This is a genomic window from Ruminococcus sp. AF17-12, from assembly GCF_003479245.1.
GTDB classification, from domain to species: Bacteria; Bacillota; Clostridia; order Lachnospirales; family Lachnospiraceae; genus Blautia_A; species Blautia_A fusiformis.
Window position 1 is genome coordinate 179,423 of record NZ_QUGY01000005.1, and the last position, 25,397, is coordinate 204,819.

Genomic DNA, 25,397 nt, shown 5'->3' on the forward strand with positions numbered 1-25,397 from the left:
ATCCTTCATCTTATTACCCACGGAAAAGAACCTGGGAAAAATAACGGATCATTCCGTCGCTGGTCCAGCATAGCATTCCTGCAGCGTCTGCCATTTTCTGTGCATCCACACAGTAAGCGGACATGCAGGAATTATGTTTATAAGGTCCCGCACTCATGATCAGAAGATCAGTTATTCCCTCTTCTTTCATCTTCTCTGCCAGCTGTTCTGTCAGTTTGTTATGAGCAAGTTTTGCCTTTTTGTAGTCCATAAGGCCATCCTGCATTGTCTGGAGTATCAGCGTTTTTTCATATTTCAGCGCATGCTCTTTCATCTCCTCTACAGTGCCGCTCTGTGGTGGACATGCCGGGTTTTTATCATAATTCCCGCAAAGATTGTCCTCGCAGAAAACCCGGTATTCCGGCACAAATACAAGCTGATCGGTACTTATGACCGCTGCGTCGGAAAAACCAAGAGCTTTTGCTTCTTCAATAAGATTCATTTTTTCTCTCCTGTGTTTTTTTCTTTTATAGTGCCACATTTTATTTGTTTTTACAAGCTCTGACTTTCACTCTGCCGCCAGACGGATAAACTCCTCCATCTCTCTCGTCTTAAACTTATTCTTATGGTAAAAGATCTGCCGGTACATGGATATCTCCACATCTTCCACATGTAAAAGGGCAATTCTTCCTTTCCGGATATCCCGCTCCACAGCCAGATAGGGAAGAAAGGAAAGTCCGTGGTTCTTTTCCAGCATGCGGATGATAAAAGCGGTATCGCTGATCTCCAGTACCGGTGACAGGGCCTGCTTCTTAAGCGCCAGCTGCTGATCCAGGGCCTGGCGATAATTGGCATTCTTTTCCGTGAGAAAAAAAGGCTCTTCCAGGATATTCTCCATCTTCAGCGTCTTTCCCGCAAACTCCGAATCTGCAGAGGCCACAAATACTACCGGCTCCGCCTTCTCCATGACCTTCACCCAGTTCTGGTCCCACCTTGGAGTATCCAGTATATAAATAAGATCCAGCCCGTTATGCTCCATCATCCGTATCAGCTGCTCCGGTGTATCAATAGTCACCTGCATATTTACTTTCGGGTGAAACTCACGAAATTTGCTGAGAACAGCCGGAAGCTTTGCTGTGCAGAGAGATTCAATCGTCCCGATATGTAATGGATTTTTCAGTTCCGCATCATCATTCATTGACTTTTTTGCTTTATTTACATCATATAAGATCCGGCTTGCATGCCCCATAAACTCTTTTCCGGACGGAGTAAGCACCACACGCTTTCCGGTTCTGTCAAAAAGTCTTGTTTCCAGCTCATTTTCCAGAAGACGGATCTGAACAGTGATCGCTGACTGAGTGTATCCCAGAACCTCTGCTGCCCTGGAAAAGCTCTGAAGCTGTGCTACATGTACAAACGTCTCCAACTGACGGATTTCCATGATTTTCTCCCTTTTACTATGAAATTTTTTCATCGTGATGATGAAATCTGTGAATTTGCCTTATTTTTATGTCAATGTTACAATACAATCACGAGGACGTCAATCGTATTTTTGTGCAAAATGAATAAATTCATACTTAGGAGGAAAGAATCCAAATGGAAAAGAAAAAAATCAAGATCGGACTTGTGCCGAAGCTGATCATTGCCATCATCGTAGGTATCCTGTTCGGCCAGTTCCTTCCGGAAGGCTTCTGTCGCTTTGTTGTAACCCTTTCCGGATTTTTCAGTACCTTTCTGAAATTCGTCATCCCGCTGATGATCCTTGCCTATGTGACCATGGGTATTGCGGATCTTTCACAGGGTGCAGGGAAGCTTCTCCTGATCACAGTGGCTCTGGCTTATGGCTCCACTCTGATCGCAGGTTCCGCATCCTATCTGGTATCATCCAGCCTGTTCCCGCACTTTATGAGTGAAGGTGCACTGGATCAGATCGCAGCTACCGCAGACGCATCCCTGACACCGTTTTTCTCCATCACACTGGAGCCGGTCATGGATACTCTTTCTGCTGTTGCTCTTGCCTTTGTCATGGGACTGTGCCTCTCTTCCATGCGTGGAAAAGAAATGGGAAACAGCCTTTATAACGGAATGAGTGACTTTTCCAAGATCATTGACAAGGTCCTTCATACCATTATCATCCCGCTGCTTCCGCTTTACATCTGCGGAACCTTCACAGATATGACTATTTCCGGAAAAACCTTTGCCATCTTAAGCATCCTCTGGAAGGTATTCCTTGTTGTTATCATCATGCACCTGATCTGCATTACGATCCAGTTTGTGATCGCAGGTACTGTCAGCAAAAAGAATCCTTTCACTCTGATCAAAAATCAGATTCCGGGATACACAACTGCTCTGGGAACCCAGTCTTCCGCAGCTACCATCCCGGTCAATCTGGAATGTGCCAAAAAAGACGGCGTGTGCGAGCAGATCCGCAACTTCGTAGTACCGCTCTGTGCAAACATCCACATGGCCGGTTCCATGATCACCATCACAGCCTGTGCTACTGCAGTCTGCCTTATGAACCAGCTGCCCATCAGTCTTGGGATCATCGTTCCGTTCATCATGACTCTCGGTGTTGCCATGGTTGCATCTCCCGGTGCTCCCGGTGGTTCCATCATGACTGCCCTTCCATTCCTTTACATGGTATTCGGAGCTGAAGCCGGTGATCCGGACGGTGCAATCTGTGCGATCATGGTTGCCCTTTATATCACACAGGATTCCTTTGGAACAGCCTGCAATGTATCCGGTGACAATGCTATCGGCGTGATCGTTGACACTATTTATAAGAAATTTATTGTAAAAACACCACAGGAGAATTAAGCAAAATGTCTTTTATCAGTGTATTTGACGTTATGGGTCCCAACATGATCGGTCCTTCCAGTTCTCATACCGCAGGGGCTGCACGCATTGCTTTCCTTGCCCAGAAGATGATCACGCCGCCCCTGAAAAAAGTGGAATTCATCCTTTATGGTTCCTTCGCCAGAACATACAAGGGACACGGTACAGACCGTGCCCTCCTTGGCGGGATCATGGGCTTTTCCACAGATGACATGCGTATACGGAATTCTTTTGATATTGCCAGGGAACAGGGGATCGACTTTTCCTTTACTCCAAATGAAGCGGAAACCGATGTCCATCCCAACACTGTAGATATCCATATGGTCAATGAACAGGGACAGGAAATGACAGTCCGGGGGGAATCGCTGGGCGGCGGCAAGGTCCGTATTGTGGAGATCAACCACGTGAAAGTGGATTTCACCGGCGAATACAGTGCCATTATCGTGATCCATCAGGATACTCCCGGTGTTGTGGCCTACATCACCAGATGCTTAAGTGAACGTAACATTAACATTGCCTTCATGCGCCTCTTCCGTGAATCCAAAGGAACCACAGCCTATACGATCGTGGAATCCGACGGTCATCTCCCGGAAGATATCGTAGAAAGCATTCACCGGAACACCAACATCCATGATGTCATGGTTGTTCAGATGTAGGGAAAAGGAGGATGTGTTTTATGGATTTCAAAAATGCCAAGGAACTTCTTGCTCTCTGCCAGAAAAAAAAGCTTCCGATTTCCGAAGTAATGCGCCAGCGTGAGATCCTTCTCGGTGAAACCACTGCTGAAATCGTGGACCAGCGCATGGACCGTGTTCTGGAGATCATGAAGGATGCTGCTTTTTCCCCTATCAAAGATCCGGTGATATCTATGGGCGGACTGATCGGCGGTGAAGCCCGAAAGCTCTGCGAATTTCATGACCTAGGAAAAAGCCTGTGCGGAAATGTTCTCGGAAAGGGGATCACCTACGCTATGGCAACCCTTGAGACCAACGCTTCCATGGGACTTATCGTTGCCTCTCCTACTGCCGGCAGTGCCGGGATCGTTCCCGGAATGATGCTTGCTCTTCAGGAGGTCTACGGCTTTTCCGATAAAAAAATCCGCCAGGCACTATTTAATGCAGGCGCGATCGGCTATCTTGCCATGCGTAATGCAACAGTTGCCGGTGCTGTTGGCGGATGTCAGGCTGAGGTCGGAATCGCTTCTGCAATGGCTGCTTCCGCTGCTGTGGAACTTCTTGGCGGTACACCTCTTCAGTGTACTTATGCTGCTTCCACCGTTCTTATGAATATGCTCGGTCTTGTATGCGACCCTGTAGGCGGCCTGGTGGAATATCCCTGCCAGAACCGTAACGCAGCCGGTGTTTCCAATGCCCTTATCGCAGCGGAAATGTCACTGGCCGGTATCCCCCAGTTCATCCCGCTGGATGAGATGATCGATGCCATGTATACTGTGGGCAAAAAGCTTCCTGCAGAGCTTCGTGAAACTGCTCTCGGCGGTTGTGCAGCCACACCGTCCGCCTGTGAAAAGTGTCATCTTTGCAGTTGAAATGCAACTATGGCAGAGAAAAAGCAGTTGGATATCTTATGCCCCATTTGTTGCACAGCTCTATATTGAATAATAACTTCATAGTTTGCTCAGTCAGATAATAAAACGGAGAATTCCTTAAATTTTTCTTTCGGGAATTCTCCGTTTTATTTTTTATAAATCCTAATTTATAATTTCATGTGTAAATATCTTTTATTTCTCCAGCACCGGGATATTCTCCTTTTCTGATGCAGTAATTTTACAGGTTTGTCATAAAACAGGCATTCTGATCTCGCATTCGCTGATTGCTCAGATTTTTTCGATTTTATTTCGTAATCCCAGCATTCTGTGATCCAGATTAGCAATTTCTTCTGCATATTTTTTTAATTCTGTTTCAATTTCCGCATTGTCTCTTTTTTTATAATACAATTCATATTCTAACACAGACCAGTAATCCATCGCAATGGTCCGAAGCTGTATTTCCACCAGTTCTTTCTGTTCACCTTCCGCAGAGTAGATAGGTACTTTCACGATCAGATGAAGACTTTTGTAGCCGTTTTTCTTTGGATTTTTAATGTAATCCTTTATCCGGACGATCTCGATATCCTTCTGCATTTCCAGGGATTCTGCAACCTGGTAAAGCTCATCCTCAAACGGACAGACTACACGGATGCCGATGAGATCTTTCAGATTTTTTCTGGCTGTCTCGAAATCCGGTTCCAGGCCTTTTTTCAGAAGTTTTGCGTAAATACTTTCCGCACTTTTGATCCGACTGGTAGTCTGACTGATCACAGTACGTTTTTTCTGCCCGGAAAGCTCTGCATTGATCATCTTCAGTTTTGCCATAAGGATATCGATGGCCGCCTTACAGCGGAGGCGGTAGTCCGGATCCTTGATGTAGCATGCGATGGCTGCTGTTTTTTCTGCTGTCAGTTTCTGATTTTCTGGTTCTATTGAATCCGGAACTCTGCTCTGCTCTGACTTCTGAGCCGGAGCATCCATTTTTGGATTCTCCTTCTCCTGCTCTTCTTGGTCCTGTTCGAATCCATCTTTAATAGATTTCTGTTTTTTTCTTATTTTTTTCTTTGATTTCTTTTTTGTCATGTCTGCCTTATCTATTATTTTTAGTTTTCGTGTACATCTTATATATTATACCGGCCACATGCTGTTTTTCATCAAATCAACGTAAGACTATTGTTAAATCTGTGGTAAAAAAGTCCTCCGAAAAATCTCAAGATTATATCTCCTGATATCTCTGCGACTTCCCGAAGGACTCTTTCACACATAATTTACATATTAATAAAACAATTTACAGAAATTCCGACTGCAGCGCATCGTATCCTGTCTCACCTGTACGGATACGAACAGCGTTACGAATCTCATAGCTGAAGATCTTTCCATCGCCGGGATCACCGGTAAACGCTGCTTTCTGCACAGCATCAATGACTTTGATCTCCCAGTCCTCCGATGATACCACGATTTCAAACTTGATCTTCGGTTTCAGAAATACATCAATTTTGGAACCACGGACATATTCTGTATAGCCGCGCTGTGTTCCGCAGCCCATGATCTGGGTTACTGTAAAACCGTTAACCTGGATCTCATTTAACGCTGCTTTGACATCTTCCATTTTTTCTTCTCTTACGATTGCTTCTATTTTTATAAGCATACGATTTCCTCCATTTTCACACGATCATTGCCGGACAAATTCTTTTATCAGTCAAATCCATTAAATGACGGATATGCATTCTCTCCATGCTGGGATGCATCCAGCCCTACCATTTCTTCCTTCGGATCTACACGAAGCGGTGTAAAGATCCGCACGATCCCGATACAGATCAGCGTTCCCACAATAGCAACCGCAATGGTGATCACAATACTCAATACCTGCGCCAGGAACAGACGGTGATCTCCAAACACAAGGCCATCCCATTTTGCAACCGAGTTAATGGAAGTTTTTCCGAAGAGACCTGTTGCGATTCCTCCCCAGATACCACCGATACCATGGCAGCCAAAAGCATCCAGGGCATCGTCGATCTTCAGCTTCTGTTTCAGAAGGATCACAGTAAAGTAACAGATCGGGCTTACCAGGATCCCAATGATAAAGGATGCCCATACCGGTACGAAACCAGCTCCCGGTGTAATGGCTACCAGTCCGATAACAAGACCTGTGGATGCACCAACCAGTGTCGGTTTTCCCTCGCGGATCACCTCGATCAGCATCCAGGTCAGCAGTGCGCAGGCAGAAGAAATACTGCTAGTCATAAAGGCATGTGCCGCAAGGCCGTCTGCCTTCAGCGCACTTCCTGCATTAAAACCGAACCATCCGAACCACAGCATAGCTGCTCCGAGAAATACAAATGGGATATTGTGTGTGCGATAGGTTGCTTTTGCATAGCCTCGTCTCTGTCCAAGATAAATGGCAAGAACCAGTGCACTGACACCGGAACTGATATGTACCACATTTCCTCCTGCAAAGTCCACAGAGCCAATGGCTGCCAGAAATCCACCGTCTCCCCAGACCATATGTGCCATTGGATAATACACGATCAAAGACCAGATCGCAATAAAGAAAAACAGCGCCTTAAAACGCATTCTTCCAACCACGGCACCAGTGATCAGTGCTGGTGTGATCATCGCAAACATCATCTGGAACGCCACAAATACCAGATGCGGGATCGTATCCGCATAAGGTCCCGGCTCCCAGCCTACGCCATTCAGCGCAAACCAGCGAAAATCTCCGATGATCCCGCCATGATTTCCTCCAAATGCCAGAGAATATCCAAACAATGTCCACATAACTACGGACAGTCCCATGATCGCCCCACAGGCCATCATGGTATTTACCACATTTTTCCTGCGGACCAGTCCTCCGTAGAAAAACGCAAGCCCAGGTGTCATAAAGAACACAAAGGCCGTACAGATCAGCATAAAACCAGTATCTCCTGCATTCATAATCATTCCTCCTCGATTCCCTCATTTATTTCTGCAACGCAAAAAGCGCCTGGAAACTCAATTTCCAGACGCCTTTGTCATGTCAGTTAGCATAGCAGATAATTTGTGGGTTTTCAAGAGTTTTTTCGCTATTTTTCTGTTTTCTTACAGAATTACTATGTTTTATGTGGATATGAAATTTATTTTCGGCAATCTATCCGTTTATAAATATTGGAGAGATTTTATTTTATCTCTTACTGTACTATAACACGGATTATGCTCAGGATCAGCAGATGTGCCGGATAAAAAATATAGAAAAACCACTTGGAAAACTTCGGTGCTTTTTCGGATTTTTTGCCATTATAGAAGCACAGGATGATGATTCCTGATGCCACGATCCCTGCTGCCGAAAACAGAGCATGGATCATTGCCGGTCCGGCTGCCATTTTTTCCACGTAGGAGCTGTAGTTAAACAGCACAAAAAGGGCAGCACCGACTCCGTACGCTGTTATCATCCTCTTCCTGTTCCCCCAGCTCTCATGGAACCAGATGGTAAAAACCGGTGCCAGGATTGCCCAGTCCGAACAAACGGATAGTAAAAGAAGCAGGATCAGAAGTGGAATTCTCCATTTACTTGCCATCATCCTTTCCTGAACAACCAGGATCATAAAGCAGATAAACAGAGTAAAGATCATATTCAGCTGTGAATTCCCAAAGGCCATCATATAGGGAACCTGGGAGATCCCGGCAAAGATCAGAAGTCTTTCGCCATATTTTCTCCTGGAATGTGTATAGTAAAAACCTTCCACAAGAAAATAGCACATGGTAATGGCTGTGAAGTAGCCAATGTCTATAAACACTTCCCACAGGATCGTGTTTTCCGGCAGAAGCACGTTGGCGATATGATTCAGAAGCATGGTAAAAATTGCCAGATATTTAATGGCATCCCGGGTCAGTCCCGGCTTTTCTGTTGTTGGCATGATCTTCTCCTTCTGTGCAGAAAAATTTTCAGACCTTTCACATCTTCTGCACAATATAATACATTTATCTTACACTGATTTTCTGACTCATACAACTTTTTTTGTTATTGCTGGAGTTGCCTTTTTCTTAAGGTAAGCTTATACTGTAGAAAGCGTGCTGTATTTTATATGGCAAAACTTCTCAGCAAACACTGTAAAACAATAAATTCGGAAAGGAATTATCGATCATGATCCAGGATATCGCACCACATGCCTATCACAATGAGTACAAACCTGTGGCCCCGGATAAAGAAAGCCACATCCTCGCCTATGAAGAAGGAAAGATCCTTATGAAAAAAGATGGCGAGACTATGACTCTTCCAAGCTTTGGAGAGCTGGAAGGAAAAGTTGAAAATCTCTATGAGAATTATATCTATCTCTTCTCCATTGACGAAGAGCATTTTTATCTGATCCCGGATCTTGACACCAGTCTCCTTCCTGGTTATCAGTTTGAGATCACAAGAGTTCTCCGCACAGCAGAGCCACAGTATCTGGCTTTCGCAGGAATCACCGGATATCAGCTCTTTCAGTGGTACAGCAAGCGCCGTTTCTGCGGCTGCTGCGGAAAACCGATGGTACATGATAAACATGAGCGCAAGATGATCTGCCCTGCCTGTGGAAACGGTGAATATCCGGTGCTTTCTCCGGCTGTGATCGTAGGCGTTACCAACGGCAACAAGCTGATTCTCTCCAAATATGAGGGCCGAAATCACACCCGCTACGCCATGATCGCAGGTTTTGCCGAGATTGGCGAGACCATCGAGGAGACTGTCCACCGTGAAGTTATGGAAGAGATCGGCGTAAAGGTCAAAAATCTCCGCTACTACAAGAGCCAGCCATGGTCCTTTTCCGGAACCCTTCTGTTTGGCTTCTACTGTGATCTGGATGGCGACGACACTCTGACTGTAGACCACGATGAGCTTTCCATGGCCTCCTGGTTCAACCGGGAAGACATTCCGGATGAAGGAGATAATATCAGCCTTACCAAGGAGATGATGATGGCATTTAAGCATGGAAAAGCCTGAAGTATCGCTTGCCTGATTCCGTAAACAATTTTTCGCAACCAATTTCACAAAAAAACACCGGCCATTCATCTGTACCATGTCCTGTCCAGGCTGCCAGATCATCTCTGACATCTCAGCCCCAGTACATATTCCGATGAATGCCGGTGTTTTTATTTTCTATTTTTCTATTTTTCTTCCGAGCCGGAGCAATCTGCCTAAAACCGTTTTATTTCTCCGGTGTCAGATGCCAGATATCTCTGTTGTACTCTTCGATGGTTCTGTCTGAAGAGAAGTATCCTGCTTTTCCGATATTTACAAGCATTTTCTCTGCCCATGCGGTTCTGTCCTCATAATCGGACAGTGCCTGATCTTTCACCTTCGCATAATCCTCGAAGTCAAGAAGAGTCATGAACCAGTCTTTGCTTACGATCTCATGATGCAGTCTTCTTAAATGCTCCTCACTTCCAATAGAAAGAAGCTCGTTTCCTACGATAAAGTCTACTGCACGACGGATGCGCTCGTCTTTCTCATAAAAATCTCTGGAGCAGTAGTCCGCCTTTTCATAGTGTTCGATAACCTGCTCACTGGACTCTCCGAAGATATAGATATTATCCTTGCCTACCAGCTGGCTGATCTCCACATTTGCACCATCCATGGTTCCCAGTGTTACAGCACCGTTGAGCATGAACTTCATGTTTCCTGTTCCGCTGGCCTCCTTGGAAGCAAGAGAGATCTGCTCGGAGATATCGCAGGCAGGGATCAGCTTCTCTGCTGCACTTACGTTGTAGTTTTCCACCATAACAACTTTCATGTACGGAGAAACCTCCGGATCATTGTTGATAAGCTCCTGTAAGCAGAGGAGAAGGTGGATAATATCCTTTGCGATAACGTATGCAGGAGCTGCCTTTGCACCGAAGATAAAGGTTACCGGGCGCTGCGGCTTCTCGCCTGCCTTGATCTTCAGGTAACGGTCAATGATGTAAAGTGCATTCAGCTGCTGACGTTTGTACTCATGAAGACGTTTGATCTGGATATCATAAACACTGTGTGTATTGATCTCTTCACCTGTGTTGGCTTTGATAAACTCCGCACATCTCTTCTTTGCATCCTGCTTGATCTTAAGGATATTTGCAAGAACGTCCTGATTTCCCTTGAAGCCAAGCATCTTGTCAAGCTCAAAGGAATCCTTGCGGAAGCCGTCACCGATCATGGATGTGATGTACTCTGTCAGCGGATGGTTGCAGTGAAGGAGCCATCTGCGGAAGGTAATTCCGTTTGTCTTGTTATTGAATTTCTCCGGATAGATCTCATAGAACTGATGAAGCTCTGTCTCCTTCAGGATATCGGTATGAAGGGATGCAACACCGTTGATGGAAAATCCGTAGTGGATGTCCATATGTGCCATGTGTACCAGGTCGTTCTTGTCGATGATGGCAAGATTTTCCTGCGGATATTTTGCTTTGATACGCTCGTCCAGCTTGCGGATGATCGGCATCAGATCCGGAACAACCTCCTCAAGATAGGAGATCGGCCATTTCTCAAGTGCCTCTGCAAGAATGGTATGGTTGGTATAAGCGCATACATGAGATACGATCTCGCATGCCTCCTCGAACTCGATTCCACGCTCTGTAAGGAGACGGATAAGCTCCGGAATTACCATACTCGGATGTGTATCGTTGATCTGGATCACTGCGTAATCGGCAAGGTCATGAAGATTGCAGCCTTTTGCTGTTGCCTCATCCAGGATCAGCTGTGCCGCATTGCTTACCATGAAGTACTGCTGATAGATACGAAGCTTTCTTCCTGCATCATCGCTGTCATCCGGATAAAGGAACAGTGTCAGATTGTGGAGCAGATCCTTCTTATCAAAGGAGATTCCCTCGCCCACAATGCTCTCGTCTGCAATATCAATATCAAAAAGGCGAAGCTTGATTGCTTTGTTCTCATAGCCTGCAACATCAATATCATACAGTGTGGATTTCAGCATAAAGCCCTTAAATGGGACATAATAGGAAACGCCTGCATCTGTAAGCCAGCTCTCCGGCTGGATCCAAGGATTCGGTGTCTCAAACTGAAGATGATCCTTAAACTCCTGTTTGAAAAGTCCGAGGTGATAATTAAGTCCGATTCCTTCTCCCGGAAGTCCCAGAGTTGCAATGGAATCCAGGAAGCATGCTGCCAGACGGCCAAGTCCGCCGTTTCCAAGAGATGGCTCCGGCTCGATCTCCTCGATCATGGAAAGCTCTTTTCCGTTTTCTTTAAGATATTTCGCAACTTCATCATAAACGCCCAGATTGATCAGGTTGTTGGAAAGAAGCTTACCGATAAGGAACTCTGCGGAAATATAATAAATTTTCTTTTTTCCTTCCTGGTAGCCGCGGCCCTTCAGCTGCTCCTTTGTCCAGGAGAGAAGTCCATGATAGATTTCCTCATTTGTACAATCTTTTACATTTTTGTTATATTTGTCTTCAAATACTTTGCTTAATGTTTCCATTTTGATCTCCTTTCATGGATCTTGATGGGATGAAATATGTTTTTACAAGGTTGTTTGCTTTGTTTTTGATGATATTAGGATATCACGCATTTCTTTTCAAAAATATAACAATCCTGTCATGATATGCAAGATATTTGTCAGACTGTTTTTCACTTTTTACTGTAGCTCTGCATAAAAACATAACCGGTACATATGCGGTTGTTTCGGGATCTGTCTCAGATCTGTCTCATACTCTTCCTGTACTTATGCGGTGAAACCTTATTGGACTGCTGAAATTTCTTTATAAAATAACTTGTACTGTTAAATCCCACCTGCATGGCGATCTCCGTCACAGGTGCATCGGAATGCGTAAGAAGATACTTCGCCTTCTCCATACGGAAGTCATTGATGTATTCCACCAGGGTTTTTCCCGTATACTGGCGGAAAAGCTTCATAAAATAATACTCACTGTAATTGGAAAGTCCGGAAAGCTCTGAAACAGTAAGATTCTCCTGGTAGTGAAGGCTGATATGATCCAGCACTTTCTTTACTGCTGCAAGGCTCTTGTTCTGCTCTGTGCTTACCGGGATAATATAATGCTTCGTCAGCATCTCATAAAAGAAATCAAAGAACAGCATTTTCAACTTCACATAGAAATATGGCTTCTTCTCCGTATGACAGTCATGGATCTCCAGAAAAATTTCCCGTAGCTTCTCATATCCGGAATCTCCTTCTTCTATATGATGGCAGAATTCTGCCTTGTTTTCTATTAATGGTGATACCACACATTCCTGGCAGATATCTCCCGGCTGACCTGCAAGGAAGCCCAGGCTGAAAACCACACTCTTATAATAAAGAGGCTTCTTAAGATCCGTGCGCATACTATGGAGAACTCCGCAGTTCACGATCAGGATATCCCCCTTTTTCAGGCGGATGCTCTCCCGGTTCAGTCTGGCAAAGCCACTGCCTTTTTCAATATACATGATCTCCATCTCACTGTGCCAGTGGTCATACAATGCATGAAAGATCTCACAGTTCGCCATATAGGTTTCCACCGGCAGCTCAAAGGAACCGTGAGGGCTTAATTCTTTTAAATTATCATCCACTTCGGATACATGAAGAGGATTTTTTGCGGATGTGTCTGTTTCTGGCATGATTTCCTCCGTGATCAATATCTATCCTGCGGACATTTGCCTTCCGCTGGATATCCAATCCTTGCATAATGATTCTGTTTGACTCCCTTAGTGTAAAGGATATTTACAACCATGACAATATTATATTTTCCTGTTTTCTTTTTTATGACGTTACGGTTACTCTGTTCTCAGCAACACGCTTCGCGATGCACTTCCATAAACGGCAACCTTGACTTTTCCCCTTCCAACTGCTATATATAATATTTAGAATAAAATAATTTGACTTTAAAAGGAACGAAAACTACCATGAATCCATTAAAAAAAGCTTACTGCCGGGTTTTCCAGAATGTCTTTAAATTCGCCCTTCCACTGCTTCCTTACCGCAATCCGAAGATCATCGGAAGCGTCAAAGGTATTCCGGAAGTTCTGGAAAAAAGAAACTATAACAATGTACTCATCATCACAGATGCAGGGATCCGAAGCCTTGGCCTTACAGAAAGGCTGGAGCAGACACTGAAGCGAAGCTGCATCTCTTACCACATCTACGACAAAACCGTTGCCAATCCAACAACCGTCAATGTGGACGAAGCCCTTCACATGTATCTGGACAATGACTGCCAGGCGATCATCGGCTTCGGCGGAGGTTCCAGTATGGACTGTGCAAAAGCCACAGCAGCCCGCATTGCCAAGCCACACCAGTCTCTTGCTCAGATGAAGGGAATCCTGAAGATCCACAAAAAGCTTCCTCTTCTCATCGCCATCCCCACGACTGCAGGAACAGGAAGTGAAACAACACTTGCTGCTGTCATTACCGATGCAGAAACACGGCACAAATATGCCATCAACGATTTTCCGCTGATCCCACGCTACGCAGTCCTTGACCCGAAAGTGACTTTAAGCCTTCCGCCGTTTATCACAGCTACCACCGGCATGGATGCCCTGACTCACGCGGTGGAAGCCTACATTGGAAATTCCACTACACCTGGCACAAGAAAAAATGCCCTGGATGCTGTCAGACTGATCTTTGAAAATCTGGATACCGCCTACACAGACGGCAATAATATTGAAGCAAGACGAAATATGCTCCGCGCCTCCTATTTCGCAGGCTGTGCCTTCACCAAATCCTACGTTGGATATGTCCACGCAATTGCACATTCCCTCGGCGGAAAATATAATGTTCCACATGGGCTTGCCAATGCAGTGATCCTTCCTATGGTACTGGAAACATACGGAGATTCCATCACTCACAAACTCCGCAACCTTGCCGTAACTGCCGGTCTCTGCGATAAACATGAGGACGATAAAACTGCTGCCCGGATGTTTATTGATGCAATAAAAGATATGAAAAAACGCTATGGCATCGGAGACTATATCCCGGAAATCCAGGAAACGGACATCCCGGAGCTTGCCCATTACGCAGATAAAGAAGCCAATCCTCTGTACCCGGTTCCTGTGCTGATGGATGCCGGCGAACTTGAGACACTGTATTACAGACTGATGCCTCCGGCAGGCAATTGCTAAAACAGCCATTGGCATAGAAAGATTTTTTCGATATTTCGAATACAGTTTTTTCAGAAAGGACTACAATTCCATGGAAAAAGAACAGATCAACCAGCTTTTAGATAAACAGCGCCAGTACTTCTACTCCGGCGCAACTCTTGACCTTGATTTTCGCATCAGCGCCCTGAAACGTCTCCGCGCTTCCATCCGGAAACACGAAGATCAGATCCACGCCGCGCTGAAAAAGGATCTGGGAAAAAGTAATTTCGAAAGCTATATGTGTGAGACCGGACTGGTGCTCTCCGAGATCACACATATGCTGAAAAATATCCGCTCCTACGCAAAAGAACAGACCGTTCCGACTCCACTGGCACAGTTCCATTCCCACAGTTTCCGCAAACCATCCCCCTACGGTGTTGTTCTCATTATGAGTCCGTGGAACTATCCGTTTCTTCTCACCATAGAACCACTGGTAGACGCCATTGCAGCCGGAAACACAGTCATCCTGAAACCAAGTGCCTACTCACCGGCAACAAGCGAAGTGATCCGTCTTCTCATCCATGAATGTTTCGATGAAAAATACGTTGCAACTGTCACAGGCGGACGTGCGGAAAACACACATCTTCTCAGTCTGCACTTTGATTACATCTTCTTCACAGGAAGCCAGTCTGTGGGAAAAGAGGTCATGAGAAAGGCTTCCGAATACCTCACACCAGTCACTCTGGAGCTGGGTGGAAAAAGCCCCTGCATCGTGGACAAAACAGCCAATCTCCGCCTTGCGGCAAAACGTATCGTCTTCGGCAAGTTTCTGAACTGCGGCCAGACCTGCGTGGCTCCGGACTACATCTACTGTGATCCGGAGATCAAAGAAGCCCTGATCGCAGAGCTTCGCAGACAGATCACACGCCAGTATGGAAAAGAACCTCTGAAAAACCGGAATTACGGAAAGATCATCAACGAAAAGCATTTCGACCGTATCAACAGTCTGATCGATCCTGCCAAAACTGTCTGCGGCGGTGGTTCCAGCCGTGAAACACTTCAGATCGAGCCAACGGTTCTTGACAACGTAACCTTCGATGATCCGGTCATGCAGCAGGAAATCTTCGGCCCGGTACTTCCGGTCCTCACCTATGACTCTCTCGGAGGTGCCGTAACAAAGATCAATTCCATGGCACATCCGCTGGCTCTTTATATCTTCACCGAAGATGAAAAAAATGCCCGGGAAGTTACTTCCCGATGTGGTTTCGGCGGTGGCTGTATCAACGATGTCCTCATACATCTGGCAACCAGCAATATGGGGTTCGGCGGCTTTGGTGAGAGCGGTATGGGATCCTATCATGGCATCGACGGCTTCCGAACATTCTCTCATTATAAGAGTATTGTAGATAAAAAGACCTGGATCGATCTTCCTATGAGATATCAGAAATATCGGAAGATTTATGAGAAAATGGTACGGTTGTTTATGCGGTAGATATGAAGGGAGGGCGCTGCCTGATTCATCGCCCTCCTGTTGCTTTAGATTTTCTTATTATTTTTCCCAGATGATCTTTACCGGCATGATTCCGGTCAGTTCTTTGCTTTTTTCATCCGGTTGGCTGCAGCCTGCATAAATTTCAAATTTCTTTCCTTCTTCCATCCGTTTCCCCATTTCATCTACTACGGTGAATGCTTTTTCCCATATTGGGATTTCTATTTTTCGGCATTCTCCCGCCTTCAGGAATATCCGCTGAAAACCGGCCAGCATCGGATTGGGAATGGCGTTTTTGCTGTCGATATTTTTTACATAGATCTGAACAACATCCTCTGTATCATATGCGCCGTTATTCCGCACTTCTACCTCCACGTTTACCTTCTGTCCACATGTTTTGACCCCTGCTTTATCTACTGCCACATTACTGTATGTCAGACCATATCCAAAAGGAAACTGTGCTTTTCGTTCCATATAGCGATATGTTCTGCCTTTCATGGAATAATCGGTAAAATCCGGAAGTTCTTCCAGACTTTCATAAAATGTCACCGGAAGTTTTCCTGATGGCGAGATTTCTCCAAACATTACCTTTGCCGCTGCCTTCCCACCCTGGCATCCAGGGTACCACAGCATCATGACTGCATCAAATTTCTCTGCCGCATATTTCAGATCAAGGTCACTTCCTGCCAGCAGACAGAATACTACCGGTTTTCCGGTGTCTGCGATTACTTCCATCAGTTCCCGCTGTACTCCGGGAAGTTCAATATCTTCTTTATCTCCCGATACATAGCTGTTTCCGGTATCTCCTTCTTCTCCTTCCAGTGTCTCATCCAGTCCCATACATAAGATCACTACATCGCTGTTTTCCGCAACCATCTTTGCTTCCGTAATACGATCTCTGGTAAACGCAAGGTGCTCCGTCCGGTCTCGGAACAGATCACAGCCTCTGGAAGTAAGGATCCTTACATCGTCTCCCACATAATCCTGGATGCCTTCCTGTATGGTAATATACCTGGAAGCTGTCCCGTGATAATTACCGATCAGCGCCTGTCTGCTGTCTGCATTTGGTCCAATAATTCCTATTGTTTTCAGTTTTTCTTTATCAAGCGGAAGAATCCCGTTATTTTTCAGCAAAACAAAACTTTTTTCCGCTGCTTTCTCCGCTGCAGACAGATTCCCGGGAGATTCCACCTCCAGGTAGGAGATATTGTCATATTCGCTTCCATCAAACAACCCCAGCAGATACCTTGTAGTAAAAAGCCGCACTGCTGCCTGGGTTATGGTTTCTTCTGTGACAAGCCCTTTTTCGTATGCTTTCATAATGTGAAGATAGGTGTTTCCACAATTCAGGTCACAACCATTATTAATAGCCAGTGCTGCAGATTCAACGGCTGTATCCGTTACCATATGGTGTTCGTGAAAATCACGGATCGCCCAGCAGTCTGATACAAAATGCCCCTGAAATTTCCATTCGCCTCTGAGTTTTTTCTGTAATGTGGGACTTCCGCAGCAGGGTTCCCCGTTTGTCCGGTTATAAGCTCCCATAACCGCTTCTACTTTCGCTTCTTTTACCAGACCTTCAAATGCCGGCAGATACGTTTCTTCCATATCTTTTGCGGATGCTTCCGCATCAAATTCATGACGAAGTGCCTCCGGCCCGGAATGTACTGCAAAATGTTTGGCACAGGCTGCTGCCTTCATTGTATCCCCATTTCCCTGAAGTGCTTTTACAAAGGAAACTCCAAGTTCTTTTGTAAGATACGGATCTTCCCCATAAGTTTCATGGCCTCTACCCCATCGTGGATCACGAAAAATATTGACATTAGGAGACCAGAACGTCAATCCCTTATAAATATCTCTGTCACCGTTTACGGAATATGCATTATACTTTGCTCTGCCCTCTGTTGCCACGATACCGGCCATCTCTGCCACGCTTTTCCTATCAAAAGTTGCCGCCATTCCGATCGCCTGTGGAAAAACCGTTGCCTGCCCTGCTCTGGCAACACCGTGAAGTCCCTCATTCCACCAGTTATATGCCGGAATTCCCAGTCTTTTTATTGCAGGTGCATCGTACCTTAACTGACTGGCTTTTTCCTCCAGCGTCATTCTGGCAACCAGCACTTCTGCTTTTTCCTTTGCTTCCTCCCGATTCATCCCCAATTTCCTCCTCACCTTTTTTTATATCATCTATCACCTGGTCTCTAACTGTCAAGTAGATATTTTCTGTAATTTCTCCGAAATCTGCTCAGCACGAAAAAAATCTGCTTTACCCTTTTTTTGGATAAAGCAGATTTTTATTACACTTTGTGATCTGTGTTCCGATTTCAACCGGAAATTTATCTGATCGCATCCTTCATCTCTTTCACATAAGCCTTCACCTTCGGCACGCAGTCTTTGCCGTAGGCACCACAAAGCTTCACAATGGCAGATCCTACAATGGCACCGTCCGACTGATCCGCCATCTTTTTTGCCTGCTCCGGTGTAGAGATTCCGAATCCTACTGCACATGGAATATCTTTCTGGGCTTTTACCAGCTTCACCATAGCTCCGATATCTGTGGTAATGCTGGTACGCATTCCTGTTACCCCAAGGGAAGATACGCAGTAAACAAAACCTTCCGCCTCTTTTGCGATCATGGCGATCCGCTCATGGGAGGTCGGTGCGATCAGGGAGATCAGATCAAGGCCATACTGTTTGCACACAACATCAAACTCTTCTTTTTCCTCAAACGGAACATCCGGAAGGATCAGTCCATCCATTCCAACTTCTGCTGCTTTCCTGATAAAACGCTCTGTTCCGTAAGAAAATACTACGTTTGCGTAGGTCATAAATACCATTGGGATTTTTGTGTTTTTACGGATTTTTTCTACCATTGCAAAAACTTTATCTGTAGTCACGCCGCCTGCAAGTGCCCGAACATTGGCTTCCTGGATCACAGGTCCCTCTGCGGTAGGATCTGAGAACGGGATTCCAAGCTCGATCAGATCTGCTCCTGCTTCTTCCATTGCATAAACCAGTTGCTCTGTTACCTCCAGAGACGGATCTCCGCAGGCCAAAAAAGGAATAAATGCTTTTCCGTTTGCAAATGCTTCTGTAATTCTATTCATGAATATCCTCCCCTCTGTAGCGGGCGATCGCCGCACAGTCCTTATCTCCACGTCCTGAAACAGTAACTACCATGATCTTGTCCTTTCCAAGTGTCGGTGCGATCTTTTTCGCATAAGCCACTGCATGAGCACTTTCGATCGCAGGAATAATTCCTTCTGTTCTGGAAAGATATTCAAAAGCATCTACTGCTTCGTCATCTGTAACAGGCACGTACTCTGCTCTTCCGATATCATAAAGGTGTGCATGCTCCGGACCTACACCCGGATAATCAAGACCTGCGGAGATGGAGTATACCGGTGCGATCTGTCCGTACTCATCCTGGCAGAAGTAGGATTTCATACCATGGAAGATTCCGAGACGACCGGTTGCGATGGTTGCCGCAGTTTCCGCAGTATTTACGCCACGTCCTGCTGCCTCACAGCCGATGAGACGAACGTTTTTGTCCTCAATGAAATTGTAGAAGGTTCCGATAGCATTGGAACCGCCACCCACACAGGCCAGGACAACATCCGGAAGTCTGCCCTCTTTTTCCAGCATCTGTTCTTTGATCTCCCTGGAGATCACTGCCTGGAAATCACGTACGATAGTTGGGAACGGGTGCGGTCCCATAACAGATCCCAGTACATAATGGGTATCTGCAATACGGTTTGTCCACTCACGCATGGTCTCCGAAACAGCATCCTTTAAGGTTGCGGTCCCGCTTGTGACTGCATGGACTTTTGCTCCGAGGAGACGCATTTTGTAAACATTCAGGGCCTGACGTTCCGTGTCTTCTTTTCCCATGAAAACTTCACATTCCATACCCATCAAAGCTGCTGCGGTTGCAGTTGCAACACCATGCTGTCCGGCTCCTGTCTCAGCGATCACACGTGTCTTGCCCATTTTTTTCGCCAGGAGCACCTGACCGAGTACGTTGTTGATCTTGTGGGCTCCTGTGTGGTTCAGATCCTCCCGTTTCAGATAGATCTTAGCTCCGCCAAGGTCCTCGGTCATATGTGCCGCATAGTAAAGACGGGAGGGTCTTCCTGCATATTCATTCAGAAGCTCTGTGAGCTCACGGTTGAATTCCGGGTCGTTTTTGTAATGGTTGTATGCTTCCTCAAGCTCCAGAACGGCGTTCATCAGTGTTTCCGGGATGTACTGTCCGCCATGGATGCCGAATCTTCCTTTTGACATGTTATATTTCCTCCTTTATGCTCCTTACTGCGTATACTGCTTCTAATATTTTATCCGGGTCTTTGTGACCACCGGTTTCTACACTGCTGCTTAAATCTACTGCCCAGGGGTGAAGCAGATGTATGGCTGATTCCAGATTTTCACAGCCCAGACCTCCTGCCAGAAACCAGGGACGTTTGATCGCCGGTACCAGGCTCCAGTCGAAAGTTTCTCCAGTTCCTCCTGCGCCCTGATCCAGAAGAATATAGTCTGCTTCCGAACGGATCGCTTTCTTTATATCTGCTTCTGTTTTTATAGAAAAAGCCTTTATCAGAAGCTGGTCTGTCATGATCCTAAGCTGTCTTATATAATTCTCGTCTTCCTGTCCGTGAAGCTGTGCCAGGGCAATGGTTCCTTCATTTAAAAGCTGTGCGGGAAGCCCCACCGGTGCATTGACAAATACGCCTACCGGCAAAATGCTCTCATCCAGTTTTTCCCGGAGAGCCTTCAATTGCTCCACGGTGACGCTTCTTCTGCTTTTTGGGAATTCTACAATGAATCCTACAAAGTCCGGTTTAGCCTGGTTAACTGCCTGGATATCTTCCGGGCGGGTCAGGCCGCAGATCTTGATCCTGATTCTGCTCCCATGTTTCAACGGTTGTTCTCTCATATTCAGCCAATCCTGCCCTTTCTGTCTGACCCTGCCCCTTCCTGTTTCGTTACTATTTGCTGCTGGTCAGCTCTGTTACTTATTTGCTCTATTCTTTCGTTTGGCCTTTATACAAGCGCTCCACCATTCAGATTTTCCAATGCTGCTTTCTTATCCGGGCTTCGCATCAGGGTCTCACCGATCAGGACTGCACCTACCCGGTTTCTTTCCAGGATAGCGATATCACCTGCGTTTTTGATTCCGCTCTCAGACACAAATACCACATTGTCCGATGCCAGGTTTCGAAGACGGATGCTGTTATTCATATCAACCTTAAAGGTTTTCAGATCACGGTTGTTTACACCGACGATCTTTGCACCTGTCTTTAATGCTCTTGCCACTTCATTCTCGTCATGAGCTTCCACCAGTGCATCCATTCCCAGAGTTTCTGCAAGCTCTCGGTATTCCAGGAGTTCCTGGTCATTTAAGATAGCACAGATCAGAAGTAAAGCCGATGCACCGAATGCTTTTGCCTGATAGATCATGTACTTATCCACCGTGAAGTCCTTCCGAAGAACCGGAATATCCACTGTTTCTGTGATCTCACGGAGATAAGTGTCACTTCCCATGAAATAAAATGGCTCTGTGAGGCAGGAGATCGCAGATGCACCTGCTGCCTCGTATTCTTTCGCAATTTCCAGATACGGAAATTCCGGTGCGATCAGCCCCTTGGAGGGGGAAGCTTTTTTTACTTCACAGATGTAGGACATACCCGGCTTTTTCAACGCTTCCAGAAAGGACGGCTGCTGTGGTGCTTTTTCTGCCAGGATTTTCAGCTGATCCAGGGGAAACTGAAGTTTTTCCTTCCGGATACGTTCTCTTGTTTTTTCTGCGATTTCCTCCAGAATGTTTTTTTCGCTCATTCTTTGTTTGTCTCCTTGATATTTCAGTTCAACTCTCATTCGGCAATTTCAAGAAGTCTGACCGATTAATGTTTCCGTTCGTATCTCTTCCGATAGGGATTGCCGATTTCTCTTCTGCCGCTATTATTTTCAAATCTCGTTACTTAATTTGATAAATTCCGCAAGCTTAGCAGCAGCTGCACCACTGTCGATCAGGTTTTCAGCCTTTCTTACGCCGGCTTCCAGGCTCTCTGCCTTTCCGGCGATATAAAGTGCTGCACCTGCGTTCATGCAGACCGCCTGACGCTTCGGGCCTTTTTCGTTTCCGTTTACAATGGCTTTTGTGATCTCTGCGTTCTCTGCCGGTGTGCCGCCTGCCAGATCTTCTTTGCTGCAGCGTGTATAGCCGAACTGCTCCGGTGTGATCTCATAGGACTGGAACCATCCGTCCTTGATCTCGCACACAGAAGTCGGTGCGCTCATGGAGATCTCATCCAGCTTATCCTGCCCGAAAACTACCATTCCGCGGTTCACGCCAAGCTTCATCATAACCTGTGCCAGCGGCTCTACCAGAGACTGGTCAAAGACTCCCATCAGCTCCATGTTTGCGCCTGCCGGGTTGCTTAATGGTCCGAGGATATTAAATACCGTGCGGATTCCCAGCTCTTTACGGATCGGTGCCACATATTTCATGGCAATATGATAATTCTGGGCGAACAGGAAACAGATGTTAATCTTTTTCAGGATCTCTGCACTTTTTTCCGGCGGGATGGTGATCTTTACGCCAAGTGCTTCCAGAACATCTGCTGCACCGCTCTTGGAAGATGCTGCACGGTTTCCGTGTTTTGCTACCGGAACGCCACCTGCTGCGATCACAAGAGAAGATGTCGTGGAAATGTTAAAGGAGTTTGCTCCGTCACCACCGGTTCCTACGATCTCCAGAACATTCATATCGTGGAGAAGCTTGATGCAGTGTGCACGCATTCCGGCTGCTGATGCAGTGATCTCATCAATAGTCTCTCCTTTCAGGGAAAGTGCAGTAAGGTAGGATGCCATCTGTACCGGTGTTGCCGCTCCGTCCATAATCTCATTCATTACGGCTTCTGCTTCGTCATATGTAAGATCTTCTTTTTTTGAAAGCTTGATGATTGCTTCTTTGATCATTGTTGTTTCCTCCTGTTCTGTAACGATTCTATCTTTTATGGATTGCTGTTCTCGGTCTTATCTGTCTCTGATAACCTTCATAAAGTTCTCGATCATTGTTTTTCCATCCGGTGTCATAACAGATTCCGGATGGAACTGTAATCCGAATATCGGATATTCTTTATGCTCCAGTGCCATCACCTCTCCGTCCTCAGACTCAGCGGTAACAACCAGTTTCTCCGGTAAAGTATCCCGGATAGCTGCCAGTGAGTGATATCTGGCTGCCGGAAAAGTTTCCGGAAGTCCTTCAAACATCCGGCTCTTTCCAACTTTATGTATCTCTTTCTGCTTTCCGTGCATCAGCTCTTTTGCGTAGGATACTGTCCCTCCGAAGGCTTCACAGATGGACTGATGTCCAAGGCAGATACCCAGGATCGGCAGCTTGTCTTTGAAATATTTTATGGATTCAATACAGATTCCCGCATCCTCCGGTTTTCCCGGACCAGGGGAAAGGATCAATGCCTCCGGCTTCATGGCCTCCAGCTCTTTGATGGTCACTTCATCATTTCTTACCACTTTGATATCCGGCTCCACATAACCGATCAGCTGGTAAACATTGTAGGAAAAGCTATCATAATTATCGATCAGTACTATCATTCCAGTCCCTCCTGTGCAGTTTCAATTGCCTGTACAACGGCTCTTGCCTTGTTGCAGCACTCCTGAAATTCACTTTCCGGAATACTGTCTGCTACGATCCCTGCTCCTGACCGGATACAGATCTCACCGTTTTTCTTATAAACCAGGCGAATGGCAATACAGGTATCCAGGTTTCCGGCAAAATCCAGATATCCGATAGCACCGCCGTAAATGCCTCGCTTGCTCTGTTCCAGTTCCTGGATGATCTGGCAGGCACGGAATTTCGGTGCTCCGGAAAGTGTTCCTGCCGGAAGGATGGCATCCACTGCATCCACCGCATCCCTGTCATTCCGGATCTGGCCGGTAACTGTGGAACCAATATGCATCACATGAGAAAAACGCTCGATGCACATATATTTTTCTACGTTCACGGTACCGATCTTACTGATCTTTCCGATATCATTTCGACCAAGATCCACCAGCATGTTATGCTCGGCACGTTCCTTCTCATCAGCCAGGAGTCCTTTTTCCAGCGCCAGGTCTTCTTCTTTTGTCTTGCCTCTTGGTCTTGTTCCTGCAAGCGGGAAGGTACTTAATTCTGTTCCTGCAAGCCTGGCAAGTGTTTCCGGGGAGGCTCCTGCAATCTCAATATCATCACTGGAAAAATAAAACATATACGGCGAAGGATTGGTAGCCCTGAGAACACGGTATGTATCAAACAGACTTCCCTCTGCTTTCGCTCGCATCGGATTGGAGAGCACCACCTGGAAAATATCTCCTTCGTGTATGTAATGCTTCGCTTTCTCAACCATCTCACAGTATTTTGCTTTCGGGAACTGCGGCTCAATGGAAGATTTCAGTTTCAAAGACGGAAATTCCTTCTGTTTTCCGTTTCGGATCAGATCTGCCATCTCTTTTAATTTTGCTTCCGCCTTCTGATAGGAATTTTCCGGATCATCCGTCATCACACCGGTGATCAGAAGCACCTTCTGTCTGTAATGGTCAAAGGCGATCACCTGGTCAAAAAGCATCAGATCCATGTCCCGAAAATCCTGTACTGTCTCGTCGGTAAGCTTCAGCTTCGGCTCGCTGTACTTAATATAATCGTAGGAAAAATATCCTACCAGACCTCCGGTAAAGGTCGGCATATTTTCCAGCACCGGGCTTTTGTATTCTTTCAGGATCTCCCGAATAGCATCTCCCGGATGCTTCGCCTGCTGTACGGTTTTTTCTTCAGTTCCGTCCTCATGGATCCTGCGGATCTGAAGCTTTCCGTCTGTACAGGTGATCTCCATGGATGGCTCATATCCCAGGAAGGAATAGCGTCCCCATACCTCTGTCTGGCTGGCACTTTCCAGAAGATAGCAATGTCTGCTGGCTGTGCGTAAGGTCCTCATGACTTCTACGGGTGTATAGCGGTCGGAATACAGCTCTCTGCATACAGGGATTCGCCGGTATTCGCCTGACTGTGCGAGTTCTTTGATTTTTTCTAATGTTGGATACATATACAGGCCCTCCTGAGTTTTTCATTCCTTACCGGAGGACGGGACATTCGTGATCTGCATTCGCTGCTTGCTCATGAAATCAAAGAAAAGCCCGTCTCCGACAGAATCTGGTTCTGTCAGGGACGAGCTCTAAATTCAAAATCACCCGCGGTGCCACCCTGATTCACGGTCTGACCCGTGCACTTGGCGGAATACCTTCATATTCCCGGCAACTGACGTATGCCCTCACGTCACAGAATACTTGATACCCGAAAATATCTTTCCCTGTGCCCTCTGCGGTCCATTTGATAAACTGCCTCTCGACCCGGCTCTCACCCTCCCGGACTCTCTGTGCGCGCATGAATATCTTTATCTCCGCTTCAACGGTTTAGTGGTTTAGTGGTTTACTTAATTAAACTTTTTCTATAAAATAGCACAGCTTTTCTGATA

At 46.1% G+C, this 25,397-nt stretch carries 22 protein-coding genes; 6 read left to right on the forward strand and 16 right to left on the reverse strand.

The window, feature by feature from the left end; all coding sequences use genetic code 11:
- Positions 1 to 13 precede the first annotated feature (13 nt).
- Together DWW77_RS07405 and DWW77_RS07410 are read right to left on the reverse strand one after the other, a co-directional pair.
- Positions 14 to 481 (reverse strand): DUF2284 domain-containing protein, encoded by a 468-nt coding sequence (locus DWW77_RS07405; protein WP_110102903.1) that lies wholly within the window; start codon positions 479 to 481, stop codon positions 14 to 16.
- Between the two features lie 66 nt (positions 482 to 547).
- The gene (locus DWW77_RS07410) at positions 548 to 1,420 is read right to left on the reverse strand and encodes a LysR family transcriptional regulator (protein ID WP_021976645.1); all 873 of its coding nucleotides are present in this window, start codon (positions 1,418 to 1,420) and stop codon (positions 548 to 550) included.
- Between the two features lie 155 nt (positions 1,421 to 1,575).
- On the opposite strand from DWW77_RS07410, the gene DWW77_RS07415 reads away from it, so the two are divergent.
- The 3 genes from DWW77_RS07415 to sdaAA are packed head-to-tail and all read left to right on the forward strand — an operon-like array spanning position 1,576 to position 4,360.
- On the forward strand, positions 1,576 to 2,796 hold the full coding sequence (locus tag DWW77_RS07415) for a dicarboxylate/amino acid:cation symporter (RefSeq protein ID WP_118608403.1): 1,221 nt from the start codon (positions 1,576 to 1,578) through the stop codon (positions 2,794 to 2,796).
- 5 nt (positions 2,797 to 2,801) lie between these two features.
- Entirely contained in the window at positions 2,802 to 3,470 is a 669-nt protein-coding gene (sdaAB, locus tag DWW77_RS07420; protein WP_015527273.1) for an L-serine ammonia-lyase, iron-sulfur-dependent subunit beta, read from the forward strand.
- A gap of 20 nt (positions 3,471 to 3,490) precedes the next feature.
- Positions 3,491 to 4,360: an L-serine ammonia-lyase, iron-sulfur-dependent, subunit alpha gene (gene sdaAA / locus DWW77_RS07425; protein WP_118608404.1), complete on the forward strand. Its 870-nt coding sequence runs from the start codon at positions 3,491 to 3,493 to the stop codon at positions 4,358 to 4,360.
- A gap of 288 nt (positions 4,361 to 4,648) precedes the next feature.
- Here the strand turns inward: sdaAA and DWW77_RS07430 are convergent, their stop codons facing one another.
- The 4 genes from DWW77_RS07430 to DWW77_RS07445 form a co-directional block, all read right to left on the reverse strand.
- Positions 4,649 to 5,443 (reverse strand): GTP pyrophosphokinase, encoded by a 795-nt coding sequence (locus DWW77_RS07430; RefSeq protein ID WP_243164966.1) that lies wholly within the window; start codon positions 5,441 to 5,443, stop codon positions 4,649 to 4,651.
- Positions 5,444 to 5,648: 205 nt separating this feature from the next.
- The gene (locus tag DWW77_RS07435; RefSeq protein WP_015527276.1) at positions 5,649 to 6,008 is read right to left on the reverse strand and encodes a P-II family nitrogen regulator; all 360 of its coding nucleotides are present in this window, start codon (positions 6,006 to 6,008) and stop codon (positions 5,649 to 5,651) included.
- Positions 6,009 to 6,055: 47 nt separating this feature from the next.
- Positions 6,056 to 7,300 (reverse strand): ammonium transporter, encoded by a 1,245-nt coding sequence (locus DWW77_RS07440; protein ID WP_353616925.1) that lies wholly within the window; start codon positions 7,298 to 7,300, stop codon positions 6,056 to 6,058.
- Positions 7,301 to 7,527: 227 nt separating this feature from the next.
- The gene (locus DWW77_RS07445; protein WP_243148535.1) at positions 7,528 to 8,253 is read right to left on the reverse strand and encodes a TraX family protein; all 726 of its coding nucleotides are present in this window, start codon (positions 8,251 to 8,253) and stop codon (positions 7,528 to 7,530) included.
- A 227-nt stretch (positions 8,254 to 8,480) separates the two neighbouring features.
- Between DWW77_RS07445 and nudC the strand changes: the two genes are divergently transcribed.
- A complete protein-coding gene (gene nudC / locus DWW77_RS07450) occupies positions 8,481 to 9,317 on the forward strand; it encodes an NAD(+) diphosphatase (RefSeq protein ID WP_118608405.1) in 837 nt (278 codons plus the stop codon).
- A 205-nt stretch (positions 9,318 to 9,522) separates the two neighbouring features.
- Here the strand turns inward: nudC and glgP are convergent, their stop codons facing one another.
- Positions 9,523 to 11,796 carry a glycogen/starch/alpha-glucan family phosphorylase gene (glgP, locus tag DWW77_RS07455; RefSeq protein WP_353616926.1) on the reverse strand — a complete coding sequence of 758 codons (2,274 nt, stop codon included), beginning with the start codon at positions 11,794 to 11,796 and terminating at the stop codon, positions 9,523 to 9,525.
- 209 nt (positions 11,797 to 12,005) lie between these two features.
- Positions 12,006 to 12,923, reverse strand: a complete 918-nt coding sequence (locus DWW77_RS07460; protein ID WP_092068528.1) for an AraC family transcriptional regulator — start codon at positions 12,921 to 12,923, stop codon at positions 12,006 to 12,008.
- 285 nt (positions 12,924 to 13,208) lie between these two features.
- On the opposite strand from DWW77_RS07460, the gene DWW77_RS07465 reads away from it, so the two are divergent.
- Positions 13,209 to 14,423, forward strand: coding sequence for an iron-containing alcohol dehydrogenase (locus DWW77_RS07465; RefSeq protein WP_092068531.1), 1,215 nt, complete (start codon positions 13,209 to 13,211; stop codon positions 14,421 to 14,423).
- Between the two features lie 70 nt (positions 14,424 to 14,493).
- The gene (locus DWW77_RS07470; protein WP_118608406.1) at positions 14,494 to 15,873 is read left to right on the forward strand and encodes an aldehyde dehydrogenase; all 1,380 of its coding nucleotides are present in this window, start codon (positions 14,494 to 14,496) and stop codon (positions 15,871 to 15,873) included.
- A gap of 57 nt (positions 15,874 to 15,930) precedes the next feature.
- On the opposite strand, the gene DWW77_RS07475 is transcribed toward DWW77_RS07470, so the two are convergent.
- The 8 genes from DWW77_RS07475 to trpE form a co-directional block, all read right to left on the reverse strand.
- Positions 15,931 to 18,024, reverse strand: coding sequence for a glycoside hydrolase family 3 C-terminal domain-containing protein (locus DWW77_RS07475; protein WP_118608407.1), 2,094 nt, complete (start codon positions 18,022 to 18,024; stop codon positions 15,931 to 15,933).
- A 182-nt stretch (positions 18,025 to 18,206) separates the two neighbouring features.
- On the reverse strand, positions 18,207 to 18,977 hold the full coding sequence (gene trpA, locus DWW77_RS07480; protein ID WP_118608408.1) for a tryptophan synthase subunit alpha: 771 nt from the start codon (positions 18,975 to 18,977) through the stop codon (positions 18,207 to 18,209).
- A complete protein-coding gene (gene trpB, locus DWW77_RS07485) occupies positions 18,970 to 20,154 on the reverse strand; it encodes a tryptophan synthase subunit beta (RefSeq protein WP_118608409.1) in 1,185 nt (394 codons plus the stop codon). Before trpB ends, trpA begins: the two co-directional genes overlap by 8 nt.
- A gap of 1 nt (position 20,155) precedes the next feature.
- Entirely contained in the window at positions 20,156 to 20,803 is a 648-nt protein-coding gene (locus DWW77_RS07490; RefSeq protein WP_118608410.1) for a phosphoribosylanthranilate isomerase, read from the reverse strand.
- A gap of 107 nt (positions 20,804 to 20,910) precedes the next feature.
- Positions 20,911 to 21,705 (reverse strand): indole-3-glycerol phosphate synthase TrpC, encoded by a 795-nt coding sequence (gene trpC / locus DWW77_RS07495; RefSeq protein WP_015527288.1) that lies wholly within the window; start codon positions 21,703 to 21,705, stop codon positions 20,911 to 20,913.
- 129 nt (positions 21,706 to 21,834) lie between these two features.
- Positions 21,835 to 22,848 (reverse strand): anthranilate phosphoribosyltransferase, encoded by a 1,014-nt coding sequence (gene trpD / locus DWW77_RS07500; RefSeq protein WP_118368707.1) that lies wholly within the window; start codon positions 22,846 to 22,848, stop codon positions 21,835 to 21,837.
- Positions 22,849 to 22,905: 57 nt separating this feature from the next.
- On the reverse strand, positions 22,906 to 23,484 hold the full coding sequence (locus tag DWW77_RS07505; RefSeq protein ID WP_118608411.1) for an anthranilate synthase component II: 579 nt from the start codon (positions 23,482 to 23,484) through the stop codon (positions 22,906 to 22,908).
- Positions 23,481 to 24,968: an anthranilate synthase component I gene (trpE, locus tag DWW77_RS07510; protein ID WP_118608412.1), complete on the reverse strand. Its 1,488-nt coding sequence runs from the start codon at positions 24,966 to 24,968 to the stop codon at positions 23,481 to 23,483. The genes DWW77_RS07505 and trpE overlap by 4 nt, the downstream gene beginning before the upstream one ends.
- Positions 24,969 to 25,397 lie beyond the last annotated feature (429 nt).

Excerpts from the sequence above, each read along its gene's own strand:
- DWW77_RS07405 (WP_110102903.1), bottom strand. The coding sequence starts at position 481 with ATGAATCTTATTGAAGAAGCAAAAGCTCTTGGTTTTTCCGACGCAGCG.
- DWW77_RS07410 (WP_021976645.1), bottom strand. The coding sequence starts at position 1,420 with ATGGAAATCCGTCAGTTGGAGACGTTTGTACATGTAGCACAGCTTCAG.
- DWW77_RS07415 (WP_118608403.1), top strand. The coding sequence starts at position 1,576 with ATGGAAAAGAAAAAAATCAAGATCGGACTTGTGCCGAAGCTGATCATT.
- sdaAB (WP_015527273.1), top strand. The coding sequence starts at position 2,802 with ATGTCTTTTATCAGTGTATTTGACGTTATGGGTCCCAACATGATCGGT.
- sdaAA (WP_118608404.1), top strand. The coding sequence starts at position 3,491 with ATGGATTTCAAAAATGCCAAGGAACTTCTTGCTCTCTGCCAGAAAAAA.
- DWW77_RS07430 (WP_243164966.1), bottom strand. The coding sequence starts at position 5,443 with ATGACAAAAAAGAAATCAAAGAAAAAAATAAGAAAAAAACAGAAATCT.
- DWW77_RS07435 (WP_015527276.1), bottom strand. The coding sequence starts at position 6,008 with ATGCTTATAAAAATAGAAGCAATCGTAAGAGAAGAAAAAATGGAAGAT.
- DWW77_RS07440 (WP_353616925.1), bottom strand. The coding sequence starts at position 7,300 with ATGATTATGAATGCAGGAGATACTGGTTTTATGCTGATCTGTACGGCC.
- DWW77_RS07445 (WP_243148535.1), bottom strand. The coding sequence starts at position 8,253 with ATGCCAACAACAGAAAAGCCGGGACTGACCCGGGATGCCATTAAATAT.
- nudC (WP_118608405.1), top strand. The coding sequence starts at position 8,481 with ATGATCCAGGATATCGCACCACATGCCTATCACAATGAGTACAAACCT.
- DWW77_RS07460 (WP_092068528.1), bottom strand. The coding sequence starts at position 12,923 with ATGCCAGAAACAGACACATCCGCAAAAAATCCTCTTCATGTATCCGAA.
- DWW77_RS07465 (WP_092068531.1), top strand. The coding sequence starts at position 13,209 with ATGAATCCATTAAAAAAAGCTTACTGCCGGGTTTTCCAGAATGTCTTT.
- DWW77_RS07470 (WP_118608406.1), top strand. The coding sequence starts at position 14,494 with ATGGAAAAAGAACAGATCAACCAGCTTTTAGATAAACAGCGCCAGTAC.
- DWW77_RS07475 (WP_118608407.1), bottom strand. The coding sequence starts at position 18,024 with ATGAATCGGGAGGAAGCAAAGGAAAAAGCAGAAGTGCTGGTTGCCAGA.
- trpA (WP_118608408.1), bottom strand. The coding sequence starts at position 18,977 with ATGAATAGAATTACAGAAGCATTTGCAAACGGAAAAGCATTTATTCCT.
- trpB (WP_118608409.1), bottom strand. The coding sequence starts at position 20,154 with ATGTCAAAAGGAAGATTCGGCATCCATGGCGGACAGTACATCCCGGAA.
- DWW77_RS07490 (WP_118608410.1), bottom strand. The coding sequence starts at position 20,803 with ATGAGAGAACAACCGTTGAAACATGGGAGCAGAATCAGGATCAAGATC.
- trpC (WP_015527288.1), bottom strand. The coding sequence starts at position 21,705 with ATGAGCGAAAAAAACATTCTGGAGGAAATCGCAGAAAAAACAAGAGAA.
- trpD (WP_118368707.1), bottom strand. The coding sequence starts at position 22,848 with ATGATCAAAGAAGCAATCATCAAGCTTTCAAAAAAAGAAGATCTTACA.
- DWW77_RS07505 (WP_118608411.1), bottom strand. The coding sequence starts at position 23,484 with ATGATAGTACTGATCGATAATTATGATAGCTTTTCCTACAATGTTTAC.
- trpE (WP_118608412.1), bottom strand. The coding sequence starts at position 24,968 with ATGTATCCAACATTAGAAAAAATCAAAGAACTCGCACAGTCAGGCGAA.